Genomic DNA, 18,182 nt, shown 5'->3' on the forward strand with positions numbered 1-18,182 from the left:
CAGTGCGTGAAGGTCAACACGGCCGGGCAGCTGCTGCGCAGCTATTTCTTCTTGTACAGCGTGAACGAGGGTGAGGGCCTTTCGAGGCGCGACGGCGTCGGGGCGGAACAGACGCTCATCGTCAGGCGCTTGACCACGCCTCAAGGGGTTGGCACAGGCATCGCTTATAAGGCGCAAGAGGAGGAAAGTGCGCTTCATCCATCCCTGAGCACCCATATCGAGCGCATGGCGGCGCAGGGTTTTGAGGACTGAGCACACCCACCATTCGCCAGAACTTGAAAACGCTGCGGGCACACTACCCGCAGCGTTTTTTCTTGTGAGCCAAAAAAAGCCGGCCCGAGAAGGCCGGCTGTAAAAGCAAGGTGCCCCTAAGCCCTTGCCGATGGAAACTGTTTTCAGCCCCTGTCGCCCGTCAGACAAGCGTCAGCAGCTATCAAAATATGAGCGATCAAGACGCGCACACGGCTTCGTGTGCGGCCTCGATGCGCGGGTAGAAGTCGCGGTCTTCGCGGCGCATGCGGTCGTACACGCTGCGCAGGGCGACGTTGGCCTCGGCGCGAAAGCCCTCGGGGTCTGCGGCCACGCGCTCGGCGGTGTTCCAGCGCCGGGCAAAGGCCGCGTAGCTGCTGGCGATCTCGCCCATCTCGTGCTGAAAGCGCGCGCCCAGGCGGGCCAGGTCGGCGTCGCCGCCGGTCTGCAACGCGGGGTACAGCAGGCGGTCTTCCACCGCCAGGTGCAGGCGGATGGTGGAGCTCATGGCGACGATGCCCCGGGCGATCTGGGCGGCGTGCTGCGCCGGGCCGGCGTGGCTCAAGCTGCGCAGCGCGTCGATCTGCGCAAGGATGTCCTCGTGCTCGTGCTTGAAGCGGTCGATGTTCATGGCGGGCAGTCCTGGAAAGCGAAGAGAAAAGAGGGCCAAGGCGGTGCGCGCAGGCGCGCCCCGCCTCCCCGCGTCAGCGGGCCGCGCCCGCCAGGGTGCCGGTGCCCGGGGCGGCGCTGGGGCGCGCGCCGAACAGCACGCCGCTGACCACCTGCCAGGTCACGCACAGGGCGCCGGTGATGAACACCACGTCGCCGAAGGTGCGCACCCAGCGCAGCGTCACCAGGAAGGGCTGCTGCATGAAGGCTTCGCTGCGGGCATACCACAGGCCTTCGGTCACGCTGGCGTGGAACTGAAACAGGCCGATGGGCAGCAGGCTGGTGGAGATCATCAGCACCAGGCCGGCGTTGAGCCACCAGAAGCCCGTCTTCATCAGCCGCTCGTTGAACTGCAGCTCGGGGCGTACGTAGCGCAGCACCATCAGCGTGAAGCCCAGGGCCAGGAAGCCATAGACACCGAACAGGGCGGCATGGGCGTGCACCGGCGTGGTGTTCAGGCCCTGGATGTAGTACAGCGAGACGGGCGGGTTGATCATGAAGCCGAAGACGCCCGCGCCCAGCATGTTCCAGAAGGCCACGGCAACGAAGCACATCAGCGGCCACTTCAGGCGCTTCATCCACTCGGCCTTGTGCTGCAGGCGCCAGTGTTCCCAGGCCTCGTGGCCCAGCACCACCAGCGGCACCACTTCCAGCGCGCTGAACGAGGCGCCAACGGCCATGACCGGGGTGGTCGTGCCCGAGAAGTACAGGTGGTGGAAGGTGCCGGGCACGCCGCCCAGCATGAAGAGGGACGCGGACGCCAGGCTGGCGGCCGTGGCCATGCGGTAGGACACCAGGCCCAGGGTGGAGAAGATGAAGGCCAGTGCCGTGGTGGCGAAGACTTCGAAGAAGCCCTCCACCCACAGGTGCACCACCCACCAGCGCCAGTACTCCATCACCGAGATGTGCGTGCGCTCGCCGTAGAACAGGCCGGTGCCGTAGAACAGGCCGATGCAGACCACCGAGGAGGTGAGCAGCGCCAGCAGGTTCTTGTCCTGGCCGTTGGGGGCCAGCAGGGCGGGGAAGATGGCGCGGGCCATCAGCACCAGCCAGAAGGCGATGCCGGCGAACTTGCCGATCTGCCACAGGCGGCCCAGGTCCACGTACTCATAGCCCTGGTGGCCCAGCCAGAAGTTCAGGTTGGGCGGCAGGATCTGCGCAATCGCCAGGTAGTTGCCGATGAACGAGCCCACGCAGACCACCACCAGCGCCCAGAACAGGATGTCCACGCCGAGCTTTTGGTACTTGGGGTCCTTGCCGCCGTTGATGACCGGCGCCAGGAACAGGCCCGCGGCCAGAAAGCCCGTGGCGATCCAGAACAGCGCCGCCTGCAGGTGCCAGGTGCGCACCAGCGAGTAGGGGAACCAGCGCGAGATGTCGATGCCGTAGAACTGCTGGCCTTCCACCGTGTAGTGCGCGGTGAAGCCGCCCAGCAGCACCTGCGCGGTGAACAGCGCCACCACCAGGAACAGGTACTTGCCCAGCGAGCGCTGCGAAGGCGTCAGCGGCACGCGGGTGAGGGGGTCGTGCGCGGGCACGACGGGGTCCTTCTCGTCTTCCTTGCGCAGGAAGGCCCAGCCCCAGATCAGGAAGCCCACGCCGGCCATCATGACCACCACGCTGGCGATGGACCAGATGATGTTCTCGCCCGTGGGCTGGTTGCCCACCAGTGGCTCGTGCGGCCAGTTGTTGGTGTAGGTGGCGCCGCTGCCGCCGTGGTCGGCGGGGCGTTCGGTCGAGGCGACCCAGGACGTCCAGAAGAAGAAGCCCGCCATCTGCGCGCGCCGCTCGGCGCTGGGCAGGGTGTTTTCCTTCATGGCGAAGTGCTCGCGCGACTTCTGCAGCGAAGGGTCGTCGCTGAACAGCTTGTCGTAGTACTGCGTCACCTCGGCGATGGCCTGGGCGCGCACCTTGGACAAGGTCGCCGTGTCCGTCACCTTGTCATAGGTATTGGTGCGGTACTCCTTCTTCAGGCGGGCCTTCAGGGTCGCCTGGGCGTCCTCGTCCAGCTGGTCGAACGGCTTGCCGTAGTTCTTCTGGGCAGAAATCTCCAGCCAGGCCAGCAGCTCGCGGTGCAGCCAGTCGGCCGTCCAGTCCGGCGCCTGGTAGGCGCCGTGGCCGAAGATCGAGCCCAGCTGCATGCCACCCACCGACTGCCAGGCGGTCTGGCCGTCCAGGATGCCGTCCTTGGTGTAGAGCGCGTCGCCGCTGCCCTCCACCAGCACCTTGCCCGGGATGGGCGGCGCGGTGCGGTATACCTCCACGCCGTAGTAGCCCAGCAGGCTGAAGGTGACGATCAGCACGCCTATCAGCGTGTACCAGTACTTCGCGTACTTACCCATGAAGGGCCTCCATCATCGTGTTGTAGTGAGATAGGGAAAGGGGAAAACGTGCGCCCGTGCTGCCGCGCAGTGCGGCGGGCGGGGCCTGGGGGCGTTGCAGTGGCATGGCAGAACAAGACAAAACGTCACCTGTAAAAGCAGTTCGCAGCGCTTTGAGACGAAGCGATACCGATGCCCTGTCCTTTGCAAGCTACGGGCCAGCCCTGTGGACGTCAAAAATCAAGGGTTTACACGGGCATGGGTACAATTCACCCTGTCCAAATAGGGTAGAAAGAACCGTAACAAGGTGAATATGACCGTATTCGAGGCTGCCGTCCCCACGGCAGCCTCGCAAGACCCCTTGCTGGCCCTGTGCATCGACCTGGGTGCCGAGATGCCGCAGGCCGTGCGCCTGCAGCGGCTGGTGGATCTGCTGCGCGCGCAGTTCGGCTGCGGCGCCGTGGCTCTCTTGCGGCTGCAGGAAGAGCAGCTGCGGCCCGTGGCTGTGAACGGCCTGGTCAGCGACGCCCTGGGCCGGCGCTTTGCCGTGGCCCAGCACCCGCGCCTGGCGGCCATCCTGGCGCGCCACGAAGTCACCTGCTTCGAGCACGACAGCACGCTGCCCGACCCCTACGACGGCCTGCTGGACACCCTGGTCGGCGAGCCCCTGCCGGTGCACGATTGCATGGGCGTGGCCCTGCACCTGGAAGGGCGCCCCTGGGGCGTGCTGACGCTGGACGCCCTGACCACCGGCACCTTCGGCCCGGCCGCGCGCGCCCGACTGGCCCAGTGCGTGCCCGTGGCCGAGGCCGTGGTGCGCGTGGCGCGGCTGGAGCAGGAGCTGCGCACCCTGCGCATGGCCGCCACCGCCCCCGGCGTGGGCGCCGCCGGCGAGGCCGGCGCTTCGTCATCCGCCCGCCGCGCCGGCGAGGTCGAGGTCGTCGGCGAGAGCCCGGCGCTGTCGCGCCTGCTGCACGAGCTGTCGGTCGTCGCCACCTCCGAGCTGCCCGTGCTGCTGCTGGGCGAGACCGGCGTCGGCAAGGAGCTGTTCGCCCGCCTGGTGCACCAGGGTTCGCCCCGGCGCACGCGGCCGCTGGTGCACGTCAACTGCGCCGCTCTGCCCGAGTCGCTGGCCGAAAGCGAGCTGTTCGGCCACGTGCGCGGGGCGTTTTCCGGTGCGGTGAGCGACCGGCCCGGCCGCTTCGAGGCCGCCGAGGGCGGCACGCTGTTCCTGGATGAAGTGGGCGAGCTGCCCCTGGCCGTGCAGGCCAAGCTGCTGCGCACGCTGCAAAACGGCGAAATCCAGCGCCTGGGCGCCGACCGGCCCCGCAGCGTGAACGTGCGCGTCATCGCCGCCACCAACCGCAACCTGCGCGAGCAGGTCGCCAGCGGCGCGTTTCGCGCCGATCTGTACCACCGCCTGTCGGTCTATCCCGTGCCCATTCCGCCGCTGCGCGAGCGCGGCAACGACGTGCTGCTGCTGGCCGGGCGCTTTCTGGAGCTGAACCGCGCCCGCCTGGGGCTGCGCAGCCTGCGCCTGTCGCCTGACGCACAAGCGGCCCTGCGCCGCTACCCCTGGCCGGGCAACGTGCGCGAGCTGGAGCACGTCATCAGCCGCGCCGCCCTCAAGGCGCTCTCGCGCGGGGCGGACGCCACCGCCATCGTCACCCTGGAAGCGGGGCTGCTGGACCTGGACGCCCTGGATGCGCCGGCCACCGCGGCGCCCGCCGCCGCCTCGGCCGCCCCTGCCGTGCCGCCGGCCGCCACCACGCTGCGCGACGCGGTGGACGCCTGCCAGCGCCAGGCCATCGACGCCGCCCTGCGCCGCCACGGCGGCAACTGGGCCCAGGCCGCGCGGGCGCTGGAGGTGGATGCGAGCAACCTGCACAAGCTGGCGCGGCGGCTGGGGCTGAAGGATTGAGCTTGCGCGGGGCAGGCGCAAAACCTCCTCCAGCGCGCTCCAGTCAAGCGCTGATAGCTACATAAAAGATAGTAATACTGCGGCAACCCCCGCTTCCCACCCGGGCGCGCCTGGGCCACCATGGCCGCTTTCCATCCGCGTCCAGGAGCCAGCCAGTGGCCGTCAGCGTTTTCGACCTGTTCAAGATCGGCATCGGGCCGTCCAGCTCGCACACCGTGGGGCCCATGCGGGCGGCGCGGCTGTTTGCGCAGCGCCTGGCGCGCGAAGGGCATGGCGCGCAAGTGGCGCGCGTACGCGTGCAGCTGTACGGCTCGCTGGGCGCCACCGGCCGCGGGCACGCCAGCGACCGGGCGGTGCTGCTGGGCCTGGCTGGGCACGCGCCCGACACGGTGGAGGTGCAGGCCATCGAGCCGTTGATCGAGCGCATCCGCTCCACCGGCCGCCTGCCCCTGGCCGATGGCCCGGAGATCGCCTTCGACGCCGCCCGCGACCTGCTGCTGGTGCCCGAGACCACCCTGGCCGTACACACCAACGGCATGCGCTTCGAGGCTTTCGACGCCCACGGCGCGCTGCTGGACGAGCAGGTGTACTACTCGGTCGGCGGCGGCTTCATCGTCAGCGAGCAGGCGGCGCAGGACGCGCAGCGCCAGGCGGAGCTGGCCCCCGCCACCGATGTGCTGCCGCTGCCCTTTCACAGCGGTGAGCAGCTGCTGGCGCGCGCCCGCGAGGCGGGCGGCTCCATCGCTCGCGTCATGCGCACCAACGAGCGCCACTGGCGCAGCGACGAGGAGATCGACGCCGGCCTGCTCACCATCTGGCGCACCATGCAGGACTGCGTGACGCGCGGCTGCGAGGCGGGCGGCGTGCTGCCGGGCGGCTTCAAGGTGCGCCGGCGCGCCGCGGCGCTGCACCGGTCGCTGGTCGAGCGGCAGAGCTGGGACAAAGACCCGCTGCAGATCATCGACTGGGTGAACCTGTTCGCCCTGGCCGTGAACGAGGAAAACGCCGCCGGCGGGCGCGTGGTGACGGCGCCCACCAACGGCGCGGCCGGCATCGTGCCGGCGGTGCTGCACTACTACTGGCGCTTCACGCCCGGCGCCAGCGAGGCGGGCGTGATCGACTTTCTGCTGACCGCTGGCGCCATCGGCATCCTGTACAAGGAAAACGCTTCCATCTCCGGCGCCGAGGTCGGCTGCCAGGGCGAGGTGGGCGTGGCCTGCTCCATGGCCGCGGCCGGGCTGTGCGCCGTGCTGGGCGGCAGCCCTGAGCAGGTGGAGAACGCCGCCGAAATCGGCATGGAGCACCACCTGGGCCTGACCTGCGACCCGGTGGGCGGGCTGGTGCAGATCCCCTGCATCGAGAGGAACGCGCTGGCCTCCGTCAAGGCCATCAACGCTGCGCGCATGGCGCTGCACGGCGATGGCACGCACCACGTGAGCCTGGACCAGGTCATCAAGACCATGCGCGAGACCGGCGCCGACATGCTGACCAAGTACAAGGAAACCTCGCGCGGCGGCCTGGCGGTGAACATCGTCGAGTGCTGAAGCAGCCTGCGGCATACTCTCCATTTGATAGCTGCTCGCGCTTGACTGGCGCGGGATGCAGGCCTTTTTCATACCAAAACCGAGAATCAGGAGACTTGCATGAAAGTGCTGGACAGCGTGCGCGTGCTGGAGATTGGCGGCCTGGGGCCGGGCCCGTTTTGCGCCATGCACCTGGCCGACCTGGGCGCCGACGTGATCTCCGTCGTGCGCCAGCCGTCCGGGCCGGCCATCACCTCCGACCTGCTCAACCGCGGCAAGCGCTCGGTCTTTGCCGACCTGAAAAGCGAGGCCGGCCGGGCGCTGGTGCTGCAGCTGGTGGCGCAGGCCGACGTGCTGATCGAGGGCATGCGCCCGGGCGTCATGGAGCGCCTGGGCCTGGGCCCGGCCGAATGCCACGCGGCCAATCCGCGCCTGGTCTATGGCCGCATGACCGGCTGGGGCCAAGGCGGTCCGCTGGCCCAGCGCGCCGGGCACGACACCAACTACGTGGCAGTCAGCGGCGCCCTGTGGGGCAGCGGCCCGGCGGACGCGCGCCCGGTCTCGCCCTTTGCCGTGCTGGGCGACATCGGCGGCGGCGCGCTGTACCTGATGACGGGGCTGCTGGCCGGCATCGTGCAGGCGCGCGACAGCGGGCGCGGCACGGTGGTGGACGCGGCCATCGTCGATGGCGCGGCGCACATGCTCAACCTGATGCTCAGCGCCCGCGCCACCGGCCTGGTGGGCGATGCGCGCGGGGCCAGCGTGCACGACAGCTCGCCCTTCTACGACACCTACGTCTGCGCCGACGGCGGCCACATCACCCTCGGCGCGCTGGAGCCGCAGTTCTACGCCCTGCTGCTGGCCACGCTGGGGCTGGAAGGCGACGCCGACTTTGCCGGACACCAGTGGGACCGCGCCGCCTGGCCGCGCCGGCGCGCCCGCCTGGCCGCGCTCTTCCTGGCGCAGCCGCGCGCGCACTGGCAGGCGCTGCTGGAGCCCACGGACGCGTGCTTTGGCGCCGTGCTCAGCCCGCTGGAGGCGGCCGAGCACCCGCACCTGCGCGAGCGCGGGGTGTATGTGCAGCCGGCCGGCGGCCCGCTGCAGGCCGTGCCGGCGCCGCGCTTCGATGGGGCTGCCTATCCCGCGGCGCCGGCCTGCGCGGCCGGCGCGCACACGCAGCAGGTGCTTGAGCAGCTGGAAAGCGGCGGCAGCGCCTGGCGCCCGCGCTGAAGCCGCGGCGTCAGCGCCCCGCGCCCAGCAGCGGCGAGGCCGGCAGCCGCCGAAAGGCCAGCGAGGCCAGTGCCAGCCAGGCGGCGATCGCCAGCATCACGGCGCGGTAGGGCTCCCAGCCCTGCGCGCCGGCCCAGGCCGCCACGATGCCGGTGAACCACTGCATCAGCGCCACGCCCAGGAACATCGCCATGGTGAACAGCGACAGCGCCCGGCCCGTCAGCTCGGGCGGGTAGGAGGCGCGCACGTCCGCGTACTGCAGCACGCCATAGCCCGACAGCAGCCCCATCAGCACGATGGTCGCTACGGCAGCGGCCACGCCGGGCAGCAGCGCCAGCGCCACGAAGAACGCCGCCATCAGCGTGCTGGCGCGGGCGATCCAGGCGCGGCGGCGGCGCACGCCCGGGTCCATGCGGCCGAAGGCCGCCGGGGTGAACAGGGCGATCAGTGACAGCACCAGCGCCACGTTGCCGCTGCCCACCAGCGTGAAACCGAAGCGCTCGATCAGCAGCGGACCCAGCCACAGCCCGCGCAGCGACAAAAACGCCGCGTAGCACGACATGCCCAGCACCAGGATGCCCCAGGTGTGCGGCACGGCCAGCAGCGCGCCCATGCGCGACAGGGCCTGCAGCCAGCCCTCGCGCTCGCCCGCGGCGCGGGCGGGGGCGTAGGCGGCGGGCGGCTCGTGCACCACGCGCCACACCAGCAGCCAGGCCGCCAGCGACAGGCCGGTGAGCACGCCGTAGCCCACGCGCCAGCCCCAGTGCTGCACCACCCAGGCCAGCGGCGTGCCGGTGAAGATCAGCCCCAGCCCGCCCACGCCCATGCTCATGCCCGAGAAGAAGGCAAAGCGCTCGGCCGGAAAGTGCCGCGCCACGAACAGCGTGGACGCAAGGAACGCCGGCGAGCAGCCCACGCCGATCAGCAGCTGCCCGGCCATCAGCCAGCCATAGCTGGGCGCCAGGGCTGACAGCGCGCTGCCGGCAATGGCCAGCGAGAAGGCGGCCAGCACCGTGCGGCGCAGGCCATAGACGTCCACGCCGATGCCCATGAGCAGCTGCGCCACGCCGAACGACAGCCCGAACAGCCCGGCAAAGGCGCCCAGCGCCTGGCCCGTCAGGCCGAAGTCGGCCTGCAGGCTGGGCGCCAGGATGGCGGTGACGGTGCGAAACGCCTGGCTCATGGCAAAGGCCGACAGCAGGGCCAGCAGCATCAGCGCCAGGCGGGGCGCGGGGGGGGAGGGCGTGGGAGGCGTGGAGGGCGACATGGTTGGCGCAGGCGCCCGGGCGGCGCGCGGGCATTGTGCGCGCGGGCCGCGCCTGCCGCTGGCGCCCGCTGTCGCGCAGGCGAATGGCGGGCGGGGCGCAAAGCAGGCATGCTCGGGCGATGCAACCCACCGCCCAGGTCCACTACCAGGCCGAGCTGAACGCCGGCCGCTTTTGCCTGCAGCGCTGCGGCGCCTGCGCCCGGCATGTCTTTCCCCCGCGCGAGGTCTGCCCGCACTGCGCCGCCGCGGCGCTGCAGTGGCAGCCGGCCAGCGGCCTGGGCCGGGTGCATTCCAGCAGCACCATCGCCCGCAAGGCAGAGGCCGGCGGCGACTACAACGTCGCGCTGATCGACCTGGACGAGGGCCCGCGCATGATGAGCCGGGTGGAGGGCGCCGCGCCCGAGGACGTGCGCATCGGCCAGCGCGTGCGGGCCCGCATCGCTGCGCAGGAGGGCGGGCAGGCCCTGGTGCTGTTCGACCCTGCGCCCGAGCAGCCCTCGCCGGCGCTGCCGCTGCGCCAGCCGCCGGCCGTGCGGCTGGATGCGGCCGCCGTCAACCGCCCCTTGCGCGGGCGCGTGGCCATCGCCGGCGCCGCCACCTATGGCTGCGGCGAGGCGCCGGGCCTGGACGACATGGCGCTGCTGGCCCGCGCCGCCCAGGCGGCGGTGGCGGACGCCGGCCTGACCATGCGCGACATCGACGGCATCGCCACCTGCAGCATCAACGCCAGCATGTGGGCCATGCCGGTCATCGAGCACCTGGGCCTGAACCCGACCTACATCGACAGCACGCAGCTGGGCGGCAGCAGCTTCGTGGCCCACCTGCTGCCGGCGGTGCGGGCGCTGCAGGCGGGCCAGTGCAACGCCGTGCTGGTGTGCTACGGCAGTGCGCAGCGCACGGCCACCTTTGGGCGGCGCGAGAGCATGGCGGCGCGCCGCTTCCTGGACCCGCACCCCTTCGAGCACCCCTACGAGCCGCCCCTGCCCGTGGCGGCCTACGCCCTGGCCGCCGCGCGCCACATGCACGAATACGGCACCACGCGCGCGCAGCTGGCCGAGGTGGCCGTGGCCGCGCGCGCCTGGGCGCAGCTGAACCCCGAGGCCTTCCTGCGCGAGCCGCTCACGCTGGAGCAGGCGCTGGCCGCGCGCCCCGTCGCCAGCCCGCTCACCGTGCGCGACTGCTGCCTGGTCACCGACGGCGCCGGCGCCATCGTGCTCACGCGCAGCGAGCGCGCCCGCGACCTGCCGCGCCCGCCGGTCTATGTGCTGGGCAGCGCCACGGCCGTGTGGCACCGGCAGATCTCGTGCATGCACCAGCTCACCCGCACCGCCGCCGTGCAGTCCGGCGCGCAGGCCTATGCCATGGCCGGCCTGGCGCCGGCCGACATGGACATGGCCCAGCTGTACGACGCCTTCACCATCAACACCCTCCTGTTCCTGGAGGACCTGGGCTTTTGCGCCAAGGGCGAGGGCGGCGCCTTCGTGCAGGGCGGCGCCATCGCCCCGGGCGGGCGGCTGGCGGTCAACACCAATGGCGGCGGGCTGTCGTGCGTGCACCCGGGCATGTATGGCATCTTTGCCCTCGTCGAGGCCGTGCGCCAGCTGCGCGGCGAGGCCGGCGAGCGCCAGCTGGCGCGCCACCGCACGGCCGTGGTGCACGGCAATGGCGGCACCCTGTCCAGCCAGGCCACGGCCGTGCTGGGCACCCACGACGCGCTGTGAGCTGTGCGCAAAAATAGGCATGAAATCAGCCTCCAGGCCAGTACCATCAAGCGCTGGCAGCTATCGAATACATAGCTTTCTCCTTCGCTGTCCGTCTCTTTCCCCTGTTTGAATGCCTGCCCTGACATGAATCCCACCCCTTCATCCCCCGCCGCTGGCGCGCTGGACGGCCTGCGCGTGCTCGACCTGTCGCGCGTGCTGGCTGGTCCCTGGTGCACGCAGAACCTGGCCGACCTGGGCGCGGACGTGGTCAAGATCGAAAAGCCCGGCGCCGGCGACGACACCCGCCACTGGGGCCCGCCCTTCTTCCCCGATGCCCAGGGCCAGCCCACGGACGAGGCCTGCTACTTCGCCGCCTGCAACCGCAACAAGCGCTCGGTCACCGTGGACATGGCCACTTCGCAAGGCCAGCAGCTCATCCGCCAGCTGGCCGAGGACAGCGACGTGGTGGTGGAGAACTTCAAGACCGGCGGCCTGGCCCGCTACGGGCTGGACTACGCCAGCCTGTCGGCCTTGAATCCGCGCCTGATCTACTGCTCGGTCACCGGCTTCGGCCACACCGGGCCGTATGCGCCGCGTGCCGGCTATGACCTGCTGGTGCAGGCCATGAGCGGGTTGATGAGCATCACCGGCCACGCCGACGGCGAGGCCGGTGGCGGGCCGCTGCGCGTGGGTGTGGCCGTCATCGACCTGTTCACCGGCATGTACGCCACCACCGCCATCCTGGCGGCCCTGCAGGCGCGCCAGCGCACCGGGCGCGGCCAGCACATCGACATCGCCCTGCTGGACGTGGCCGTCGCCATGCTGGCCAACCAGGGCGCCAGCTTTTTGAACGCCGGCGCGGTGCCGCAGCGCCAGGGCAACTCGCACCCCAGCCTGGTGCCCTACCAGGACTTCCCCACGCAGGACGGGCGCATGCTGCTGGCCATCGGCAACGACGGGCAGTTCGCCCGCTTTTGCCAGGCTGCGGGCGTGCCCGCCTGGGCCGGGGACGCGCGCTTCGCCACCAACGCCGCCCGCGTGACGCACCGCCAGGCACTGGTGCCCCTGATCAGCGAAGTCACCCGCCAGCGCCCCACGGCCGAGTGGATCGCCCTGCTGGAAGACAAGGCCGTGCCCTGCGGCCCCATCAACGACATCGGCCAGGCGTTCGACGACGCCCAGGTCCGTGCCCGCGGCCTGCGCGTGCAGCAGCAGCGCTACGCGGGCGCCGAGCCGCCCGCCGGCCAGCAGGTCAACACCGTGGTCAGCACGGCCAGCCCCCTGCGCCTGTCAGGCACCCCCGTGCAACTGCGCCACGCCCCGCCGGCCCTGGGCCAGCACACAGAGGAAGTGCTGTACGAGCGGCTGGGACTGGATGCAGCGCGTATCGAGGCGCTGCGCGGCCAGGGCGTCATCTAGCCCATCCAGCAACACGGCGGCAGAAAACGGCCGCGCCAAAAAAGGACCACCGCGCCGGGAAACCGGCGCCCGCCAGGCCAGCGGACACCGCGCAAGGGCCGCCCCGCCGCGCTGGTGTCGTCCCCCTTCCCGTAGCGCGCAGCGCGTAGAGAGAAGGGGGAAGGCCCGCAGGGCCTCAGGGGGTTGTCACGGGTACAGTCCGCGCATCTCGCGCGCATGCAGGATGCGCTTGCACGCCACGATGAAGGTGGCGGTGCGCAGGGTCACCTGGTGCTGCTGCGCCACCTGCCACACGCCGGCAAAGGCCTCTTGCATGATGCGCACCAGGCGGGCGTTGATCTCGTCTTCGGTCCAGAAGAAGCTGGTGAAGTCCTGCACCCACTCGAAGTAGCTCACCGTCACGCCACCGGCGTTGGCGATCACGTCGGGCAGCACCAGTACGCCCTTGTCGTTCAGGATATCGTCGGCCTCAGGGGTGGTCGGACCGTTGGCGCCCTCGATGACCATCTTCGCCTGGATGCGGCCGGCGTTGTCCCGGTTGATCTGCCCTTCCAGCGCGGCGGGGATCAGGATGTCGCAGGCCACGCCCCAGAAGGCGTCGCCTTCCATCGCCTCGGCGCCGGCAAAGCCGGCCACGCCGCCGGTCTGCTCCACGTGGGCCAGCAGGGCGGACACATCCAGGCCCCGGTCGTTGTAGATGGTGCCAGTGTGGTCCTGCACGGCCACCACCAGCGCGCCGGCCTCGGCAAACAGCCGCCCGGCCGTGCCGCCGACGTTGCCAAAGCCCTGCACCGCTACCCGCGCGCCTTCGATGCGCATGCCGTTGTGCTTGGCCGCCTCCATGCCCACGGTGAAGACGCCGCGGCCGGTGGCCTCCATGCGCCCCAGCGAGCCGCCCAGGTCCACCGGCTTGCCGGTGACCACGCCGGTGGAGGTCTCGCCGACGTTCATGGAATAGGTGTCCATCATCCAGGCCATGATCTGGCCGTTGGTGTTCACGTCCGGCGCGGGGATGTCCTTGGTCGGGCCGATGATGATGCCGATCTCGCTGGTGTAGCGGCGCGTCAGGCGCTCGAGCTCGCCGCGCGAGAGCTTCTTCGGATCGACCCGGATGCCGCCCTTGGCCCCGCCGTAGGGCACGTTCACCGCCGCGTTCTTGATGCTCATCCAGGCCGACAGCGCCATGACCTCGGACAGCGTCACGTCCTGGTGGAAGCGCACGCCCCCCTTGCCGGGGCCGCGCGAGGTGTTGTGCTGCACGCGGTAGCCCTCGAAGTGGGCGATGGTGCCGTCGTCCATCTCGATGGGCACGTCCACGATCAGCGCGCGCTTGGGGCGCTTCAAGGTTTCCACCCAGCGCGCCAGGCTGCCCAGGTAGGGCGTGACGCGGTCCACCTGCTGCAGGTAGATGCCCCAGGGGCCCAGGTGGCTCGGGTCGAGATAGGAGGGCAGGGCGTGCCGGGGCGAGGCAGAGGTTTGTGAAGGGGCAGGGGACATGGGCAGGGGTTCCTGTGGGAATGCGAAAAAGGCAGGCGGGTCACTCTATGCCTGCCCCGGCGCGCTGTCCAACGCCGCCGTGTTTCGATGGCATGCGCGGCTTGCATGGCCCGGGCCGGGGCAGGGCTGGCCAGGGTTGCTCCTGAAATAGGAGCTGCCAGCGCAGGCAGAGCGGGCGCTGGACCCGGTTTTTCCTGTAGCCCTCCTGGGGAATACCCTTGTTCCTATACTGCCGGCCATGCCTGCCTCCCCTCCTGCCACGCCCGCGCCCGCCCCGACTGCTGCCACCGGGCTGCAGGGCCCCCGGCGCCGCGTGATCTTCGTGGCGCTGTACGAGCTCATCGCCATCGCCGCTTCCAGCCTGCTGTTCATCGCCATCGGTCAGGAGGCTGCCGCCTCGGGCGTCATGTCGGTGGTGGCGTCCACGCTGGCCATCGTCTGGAACGTCACCTTCAACCACCTGTTCGAGCGCTGGGAGGCGCGCCAGCCGGTCAAGGGCCGCTCGGTACTGCGCCGCGTGGTGCACGCCATGGGCTTTGAGGGCGGGCTGGCGCTGATGCTCATCCCGCTGATGGCCTGGTGGTTCGGCGTCGGCTTGTGGGAGGCCACGCTGATGGAGGCCGGGCTGCTGGTGTTCTTCCTGATCTACACCTACGCCTTCAACTGGGGGTTCGACCGCGCCTTCGGCCTGCCCGCCTCGGCGCAGGCCGCTGCGGCCCCGGCCGCTACGAACGCCTGCTGATGCCGTCTGCCGGGAAGGGCCGGCTCAGGTAGCGCGAGCCCGCTTCGCCAAAGCGCCAGGGCACATCCGCCGCGCGGGTGATGCCGATGCGCGGGCCGGTGACCAGCGCCGGGGCCTCGCCCACGGCAGGCGCCAGCAGCGCAAAGGGCGGCGCGTCCAACGGCAGGTGGTTCAGGCTCAGGTCGATGCCCAGCGCCTGCGCCAGCCGCCCGGGGCCGGCGCACAGCAGCCGCTCGTCCTGCATGCCGCGGCGCGCGCGCATGGCGGCAAGCCCGTGCGTGGGCGCCAGCGCGCGGATCAACACCGCCGCGCCATCGCCCTCGCTGCCGCACACCAGGTTCAGGCACCAATGCACGCCGTAGGAGCGGTACACATAGGCCCGTCCCGGCGGGCCGAACATGGCCGCGTTGCGCGCCGTGGGGCCACGAAAGCTGTGCGAGGCCGGGTCGCTGCGGTCGTACGCCTCGGTCTCCACGATGCGGCCCCCCACGCCATCGACCAGCAGCGTCACGCCGATCAGCAGCGGGGCGAGTTCGTGCGCCGGCAGGGAAAAGTTCAGTGCGGCGGGCCGCAGCGCGGGGGGCGGCAGAATCATCAGAAGGGGAAGCGGACATGAGGCCATGCTAGGGCGACGCGGCGGCGCAGCCAGGGTCGCGCCGCCCTCGCGCGCGTAGGACGCTGCCAGCGTCCGCTCGGCATGCGGCGATAGAATCGCGGGCTTACCCCAAGGAGCGTTGCAGCGGGCCGCAGCCCGTCAGGCTTGGGGCGCGTTCTTCTCTTTCGCAACGACGCTCACCTGTCCTCCAACCGTCTGCACAGGTGAGTCCGATGTCCGCTGTCCTTGTCCCCCCCATGAAACTCTCGGGCCTCGAGCCCGTGCTGATCGGCGAGGGCAGTCTGTTCGTCAACGTCGGCGAGCGCACCAACGTCACCGGCTCCAAGGCGTTCGCCCGCCTGATCCTGAACGAGGAATACGAAAAGGCCCTGTCGGTGGCGCGCCAGCAGGTGGAAAACGGCGCCCAGATCATCGACGTGAACATGGACGAGGCCATGCTGGACAGCAAGGCGGCCATGGTGCGCTTCCTGCAGCTCATCGCCTCCGAGCCCGACATCGCCCGAGTGCCGGTGATGGTGGACAGCTCCAAGTGGGAGGTCATCGAGGCCGGCCTGCGCTGCATGCAGGGCAAGGGCATCGTGAACTCGATCAGCATGAAGGAGGGCCTGGATGAATTCAGGCGCCAGGCCAGGCTGATCCGCCGTTACGGCGCCGCCGCCGTGGTGATGGCCTTTGACGAAAAGGGCCAGGCCGACACCTACCAGCGCAAGATCGAGATCTGCGAGCGCGCCTACCGCGTGCTGGTCGATGAGGTGGGCTTTGCGCCCGAGGACATCATCTTCGACCCCAACATCTTCGCCATCGCCACCGGCATCGAGGAGCACGCCAACTACGCCGTGGACTTCATCGAGTCGGTGCGCTGGATCAAGGCGAATCTGCCGGGCGCCAAGGTCTCTGGCGGCGTGTCCAACGTGAGCTTTTCCTTTCGCGGCAACGACCCGGTGCGCGAAGCCATCCACACTGTGTTCCTGTACCACGCCATCAAGGCCGGCATGGACATGGGCATCGTCAACGCCGGCATGGTCGGCGTCTATGACGACCTGGACCCGGTGCTGCGCGAGCGCGTGGAGGACGTGGTGCTGAACCGCCGGCCCGACTCGGCCGAGCGCCTGCTGGAGATCGCCGAAGCCACCAAGGGCGCGGCCAAGGACGACAGCAAGAAGCTGGAGTGGCGCGGCACGCCCGAGCACCCCAAAACCGTGGGCGAGCGCCTGTCGCACGCGCTAGTGCACGGCATCACCGACTTCATCGTCGAGGACACCGAGGAGGCCTACCAGGACATCGTTGTGGCCCGGGGAGGCCGGCCGCTGCACGTCATCGAAGGCCCGCTGATGGACGGTATGAACATCGTGGGCGACCTGTTCGGCGCCGGCAAGATGTTCCTGCCGCAGGTGGTGAAGAGCGCCCGCGTCATGAAGCAGGCCGTGGCCCACCTCATTCCCTACATCGAGGAAGAAAAGCGCCAGCAGGAAGCGGCCGGCCTGGACGTCTCCAGCAAGGGCAAGATCGTGATCGCCACCGTCAAGGGCGACGTGCACGACATCGGCAAGAACATCGTGACCGTGGTCCTGCAGTGCAACAACTTCGAGGTCATCAACATGGGCGTGATGGTGCCCTGCCACGAGATCCTGGCGCGCGCCAAGGCCGAGCGGGCGGACATCGTCGGCCTGTCGGGCCTGATCACGCCCAGCCTGGAGGAGATGCAGTACGTGGCCGGCGAGATGAGCCGCGACGACTACTTCCGCATCAAGAAGATTCCGCTCCTGATCGGCGGCGCCACCTGCTCGCGTGTGCACACGGCCGTGAAGATCGCGCCGCAGTACGACGGCCCCGTCGTCTATGTGCCCGACGCGTCGCGCAGCGTGAGCGTGGCGCAGAGCCTGCTGGGCGAGAACAAGGACAACTACCTGGCCGAGGTGCGTGCCGACTACGACCACGTGCGCGACCTGCACGCCAGGAAGAAGAAAACGCCGCTGTGGCCGATCGACAAGGCCCGCGCCAATGCCGCGCAGGTGGATTTCGCGCAGTTCACGCCCACCGTGCCGCGGGCCCTGGGCCGGCGCGTGCTGCGCAACTTCGACCTGGCCGAGCTGGTGCGCTACCTGGACTGGGCCCCGTTCTTCCAGACCTGGGACCTGGCCGGGCCGTACCCCGCCATCCTGGATGACGAGGTGGTGGGCGAGGAGGCACGCAAGGTCTTTGCCGACGGCCAGGCCATGCTGAAGAAAATCATCGATGGCCGCTGGCTCACCGCCAACGGCGTGATGGGCCTGTACCCGGCCAACCGGGTGGGCGACGACATCGAGTTCTATGCCGACGAGTCGCGCAGCCAGGTGCTGATGACCTGGTACGGCATGCGCCAGCAGACGGAAAAGCAGCTCGATGCCGAAGGCAACTTGCGCCCCAGCCGCTGCCTGGCGGACTTCGTGGCGACCAAGGAGTCGGGCGTCAAAGATTACGCCGGCCTGTTCGCAGTGACGGCCGGCATCGGCGCCGAGAAGAAGGAAAAGGAATTCCTGGACGCCCTGGACGACTACTCCAACATCCTCTTCAAGGCGATCGCCGACCGCCTGGCCGAGGCCTTTGCCGAATGCCTGCACGAGCGCGTGCGCCGCGACCTGTGGGGCTACGCGCCCCATGAAGCCCTGGGCAACGAGGAGCTCATCCGCGAAAAGTACCAGGGCATCCGCCCCGCGCCCGGCTATCCGGCCTGCCCCGACCACACGGCCAAGGTGGGCCTGTTCGAGCTGCTGCAGGCGGGCGAGATCGGCATGGAGCTCACCGACAGCTTCGCCATGTACCCGGCGTCCAGCGTCAGCGGCTTCTACATCGCCCACCCGCAGGCGACGTATTTCAGCGTCGGTCAGATCGGCGACGATCAGGTGCAGGACATGGCGGCGCGCCGCGGCATGGACCTGGACGAGCTGCGCCGGCGCCTGGCGCCCAACCTGGGCTGAGCGAACGGCCGGCCGGATGCTCCTGAAAAAGGAGCTGCCAGCGCTTGTGGGATAAGCGCTGGAGCCCT

At 70.0% G+C, this 18,182-nt stretch carries 13 protein-coding genes, 1 pseudogene and 1 riboswitch; of the genes and pseudogenes, 9 read left to right on the forward strand and 5 right to left on the reverse strand.

Going from position 1 to position 18,182, the window contains the following annotated elements:
* Positions 1 to 6: 6 nt before the first annotated feature.
* Positions 7 to 252, forward strand: a complete 246-nt coding sequence (locus C7H73_RS02190; protein WP_157948310.1) for a hypothetical protein — start codon at positions 7 to 9, stop codon at positions 250 to 252.
* Between the two features lie 196 nt (positions 253 to 448).
* On the opposite strand, the gene C7H73_RS02195 is transcribed toward C7H73_RS02190, so the two are convergent.
* Positions 449 to 880 (reverse strand): hemerythrin domain-containing protein, encoded by a 432-nt coding sequence (locus C7H73_RS02195; RefSeq protein WP_106845164.1) that lies wholly within the window; start codon positions 878 to 880, stop codon positions 449 to 451.
* Between the two features lie 73 nt (positions 881 to 953).
* Positions 954 to 3,260, reverse strand: coding sequence for a nitric-oxide reductase large subunit (locus C7H73_RS02200; RefSeq protein ID WP_106845165.1), 2,307 nt, complete (start codon positions 3,258 to 3,260; stop codon positions 954 to 956).
* 292 nt (positions 3,261 to 3,552) lie between these two features.
* Between C7H73_RS02200 and norR the strand changes: the two genes are divergently transcribed.
* The 3 genes from norR (at position 3,553) to C7H73_RS02215 (ending at position 7,913) form a co-directional block, all read left to right on the forward strand.
* The gene (norR, locus tag C7H73_RS02205; protein ID WP_106845166.1) at positions 3,553 to 5,160 is read left to right on the forward strand and encodes a nitric oxide reductase transcriptional regulator NorR; all 1,608 of its coding nucleotides are present in this window, start codon (positions 3,553 to 3,555) and stop codon (positions 5,158 to 5,160) included.
* Positions 5,161 to 5,315: 155 nt separating this feature from the next.
* Positions 5,316 to 6,704: an L-serine ammonia-lyase gene (locus tag C7H73_RS02210; protein WP_106845167.1), complete on the forward strand. Its 1,389-nt coding sequence runs from the start codon at positions 5,316 to 5,318 to the stop codon at positions 6,702 to 6,704.
* A gap of 99 nt (positions 6,705 to 6,803) precedes the next feature.
* Positions 6,804 to 7,913 carry a CaiB/BaiF CoA transferase family protein gene (locus C7H73_RS02215; protein ID WP_106845168.1) on the forward strand — a complete coding sequence of 370 codons (1,110 nt, stop codon included), beginning with the start codon at positions 6,804 to 6,806 and terminating at the stop codon, positions 7,911 to 7,913.
* 10 nt (positions 7,914 to 7,923) lie between these two features.
* Here C7H73_RS02215 and C7H73_RS02220 read toward each other — a convergent pair whose 3' ends face one another.
* Positions 7,924 to 9,180 (reverse strand): MFS transporter, encoded by a 1,257-nt coding sequence (locus C7H73_RS02220; protein WP_227001390.1) that lies wholly within the window; start codon positions 9,178 to 9,180, stop codon positions 7,924 to 7,926.
* Between the two features lie 119 nt (positions 9,181 to 9,299).
* Between C7H73_RS02220 and C7H73_RS15705 the strand changes: the two are divergent.
* The 3 genes and pseudogenes from C7H73_RS15705 to C7H73_RS02230 form a co-directional block, all read left to right on the forward strand.
* Positions 9,300 to 9,560, forward strand: a pseudogene (locus C7H73_RS15705) (Zn-ribbon domain-containing OB-fold protein); the annotation flags it as partial.
* Positions 9,561 to 9,692: 132 nt separating this feature from the next.
* Positions 9,693 to 10,901 carry a thiolase gene (locus C7H73_RS02225; RefSeq protein WP_227001479.1) on the forward strand — a complete coding sequence of 403 codons (1,209 nt, stop codon included), beginning with the start codon at positions 9,693 to 9,695 and terminating at the stop codon, positions 10,899 to 10,901.
* A gap of 126 nt (positions 10,902 to 11,027) precedes the next feature.
* Positions 11,028 to 12,302: a CaiB/BaiF CoA transferase family protein gene (locus tag C7H73_RS02230; protein WP_106845170.1), complete on the forward strand. Its 1,275-nt coding sequence runs from the start codon at positions 11,028 to 11,030 to the stop codon at positions 12,300 to 12,302.
* A gap of 186 nt (positions 12,303 to 12,488) precedes the next feature.
* Here C7H73_RS02230 and C7H73_RS02240 read toward each other — a convergent pair whose 3' ends face one another.
* Positions 12,489 to 13,799, reverse strand: a complete 1,311-nt coding sequence (locus tag C7H73_RS02240) for a Glu/Leu/Phe/Val family dehydrogenase (RefSeq protein ID WP_106845171.1) — start codon at positions 13,797 to 13,799, stop codon at positions 12,489 to 12,491.
* A 238-nt stretch (positions 13,800 to 14,037) separates the two neighbouring features.
* Between C7H73_RS02240 and C7H73_RS02245 the strand changes: the two genes are divergently transcribed.
* The gene (locus C7H73_RS02245) at positions 14,038 to 14,541 is read left to right on the forward strand and encodes a PACE efflux transporter (RefSeq protein WP_106845172.1); all 504 of its coding nucleotides are present in this window, start codon (positions 14,038 to 14,040) and stop codon (positions 14,539 to 14,541) included.
* On the opposite strand, the gene C7H73_RS02250 is transcribed toward C7H73_RS02245, so the two are convergent.
* Positions 14,525 to 15,136, reverse strand: coding sequence for a DNA-3-methyladenine glycosylase (locus tag C7H73_RS02250; RefSeq protein WP_106845173.1), 612 nt, complete (start codon positions 15,134 to 15,136; stop codon positions 14,525 to 14,527). The two genes, C7H73_RS02245 and C7H73_RS02250, sit on opposite strands and share 17 nt — an antisense overlap.
* A gap of 125 nt (positions 15,137 to 15,261) precedes the next feature.
* Positions 15,262 to 15,342, forward strand: a riboswitch (S-adenosyl-L-homocysteine riboswitch).
* Between the two features lie 27 nt (positions 15,343 to 15,369).
* Between C7H73_RS02250 and metH the strand changes: the two genes are divergently transcribed.
* Positions 15,370 to 18,114 (forward strand): methionine synthase, encoded by a 2,745-nt coding sequence (gene metH, locus C7H73_RS02255; protein ID WP_227001391.1) that lies wholly within the window; start codon positions 15,370 to 15,372, stop codon positions 18,112 to 18,114.
* Positions 18,115 to 18,182: the final 68 nt, after the last annotated feature.

Origin of the sequence: Pulveribacter suum (assembly GCF_003013695.1) — a bacterium.
Classification (GTDB): domain Bacteria; phylum Pseudomonadota; class Gammaproteobacteria; order Burkholderiales; family Burkholderiaceae_C; genus Melaminivora; species Melaminivora suum.

Excerpts from the sequence above, each read along its gene's own strand:
- C7H73_RS02240 (WP_106845171.1), bottom strand. The coding sequence starts at position 13,799 with ATGTCCCCTGCCCCTTCACAAACCTCTGCCTCGCCCCGGCACGCCCTG.
- C7H73_RS02230 (WP_106845170.1), top strand. The coding sequence starts at position 11,028 with ATGAATCCCACCCCTTCATCCCCCGCCGCTGGCGCGCTGGACGGCCTG.
- C7H73_RS02195 (WP_106845164.1), bottom strand. The coding sequence starts at position 880 with ATGAACATCGACCGCTTCAAGCACGAGCACGAGGACATCCTTGCGCAG.
- C7H73_RS02250 (WP_106845173.1), bottom strand. The coding sequence starts at position 15,136 with ATGATTCTGCCGCCCCCCGCGCTGCGGCCCGCCGCACTGAACTTTTCC.
- C7H73_RS02200 (WP_106845165.1), bottom strand. The coding sequence starts at position 3,260 with ATGGGTAAGTACGCGAAGTACTGGTACACGCTGATAGGCGTGCTGATC.
- C7H73_RS02215 (WP_106845168.1), top strand. The coding sequence starts at position 6,804 with ATGAAAGTGCTGGACAGCGTGCGCGTGCTGGAGATTGGCGGCCTGGGG.
- metH (WP_227001391.1), top strand. The coding sequence starts at position 15,370 with ATGTCCGCTGTCCTTGTCCCCCCCATGAAACTCTCGGGCCTCGAGCCC.
- C7H73_RS02220 (WP_227001390.1), bottom strand. The coding sequence starts at position 9,180 with ATGTCGCCCTCCACGCCTCCCACGCCCTCCCCCCCCGCGCCCCGCCTG.
- norR (WP_106845166.1), top strand. The coding sequence starts at position 3,553 with ATGACCGTATTCGAGGCTGCCGTCCCCACGGCAGCCTCGCAAGACCCC.
- C7H73_RS02245 (WP_106845172.1), top strand. The coding sequence starts at position 14,038 with ATGCCTGCCTCCCCTCCTGCCACGCCCGCGCCCGCCCCGACTGCTGCC.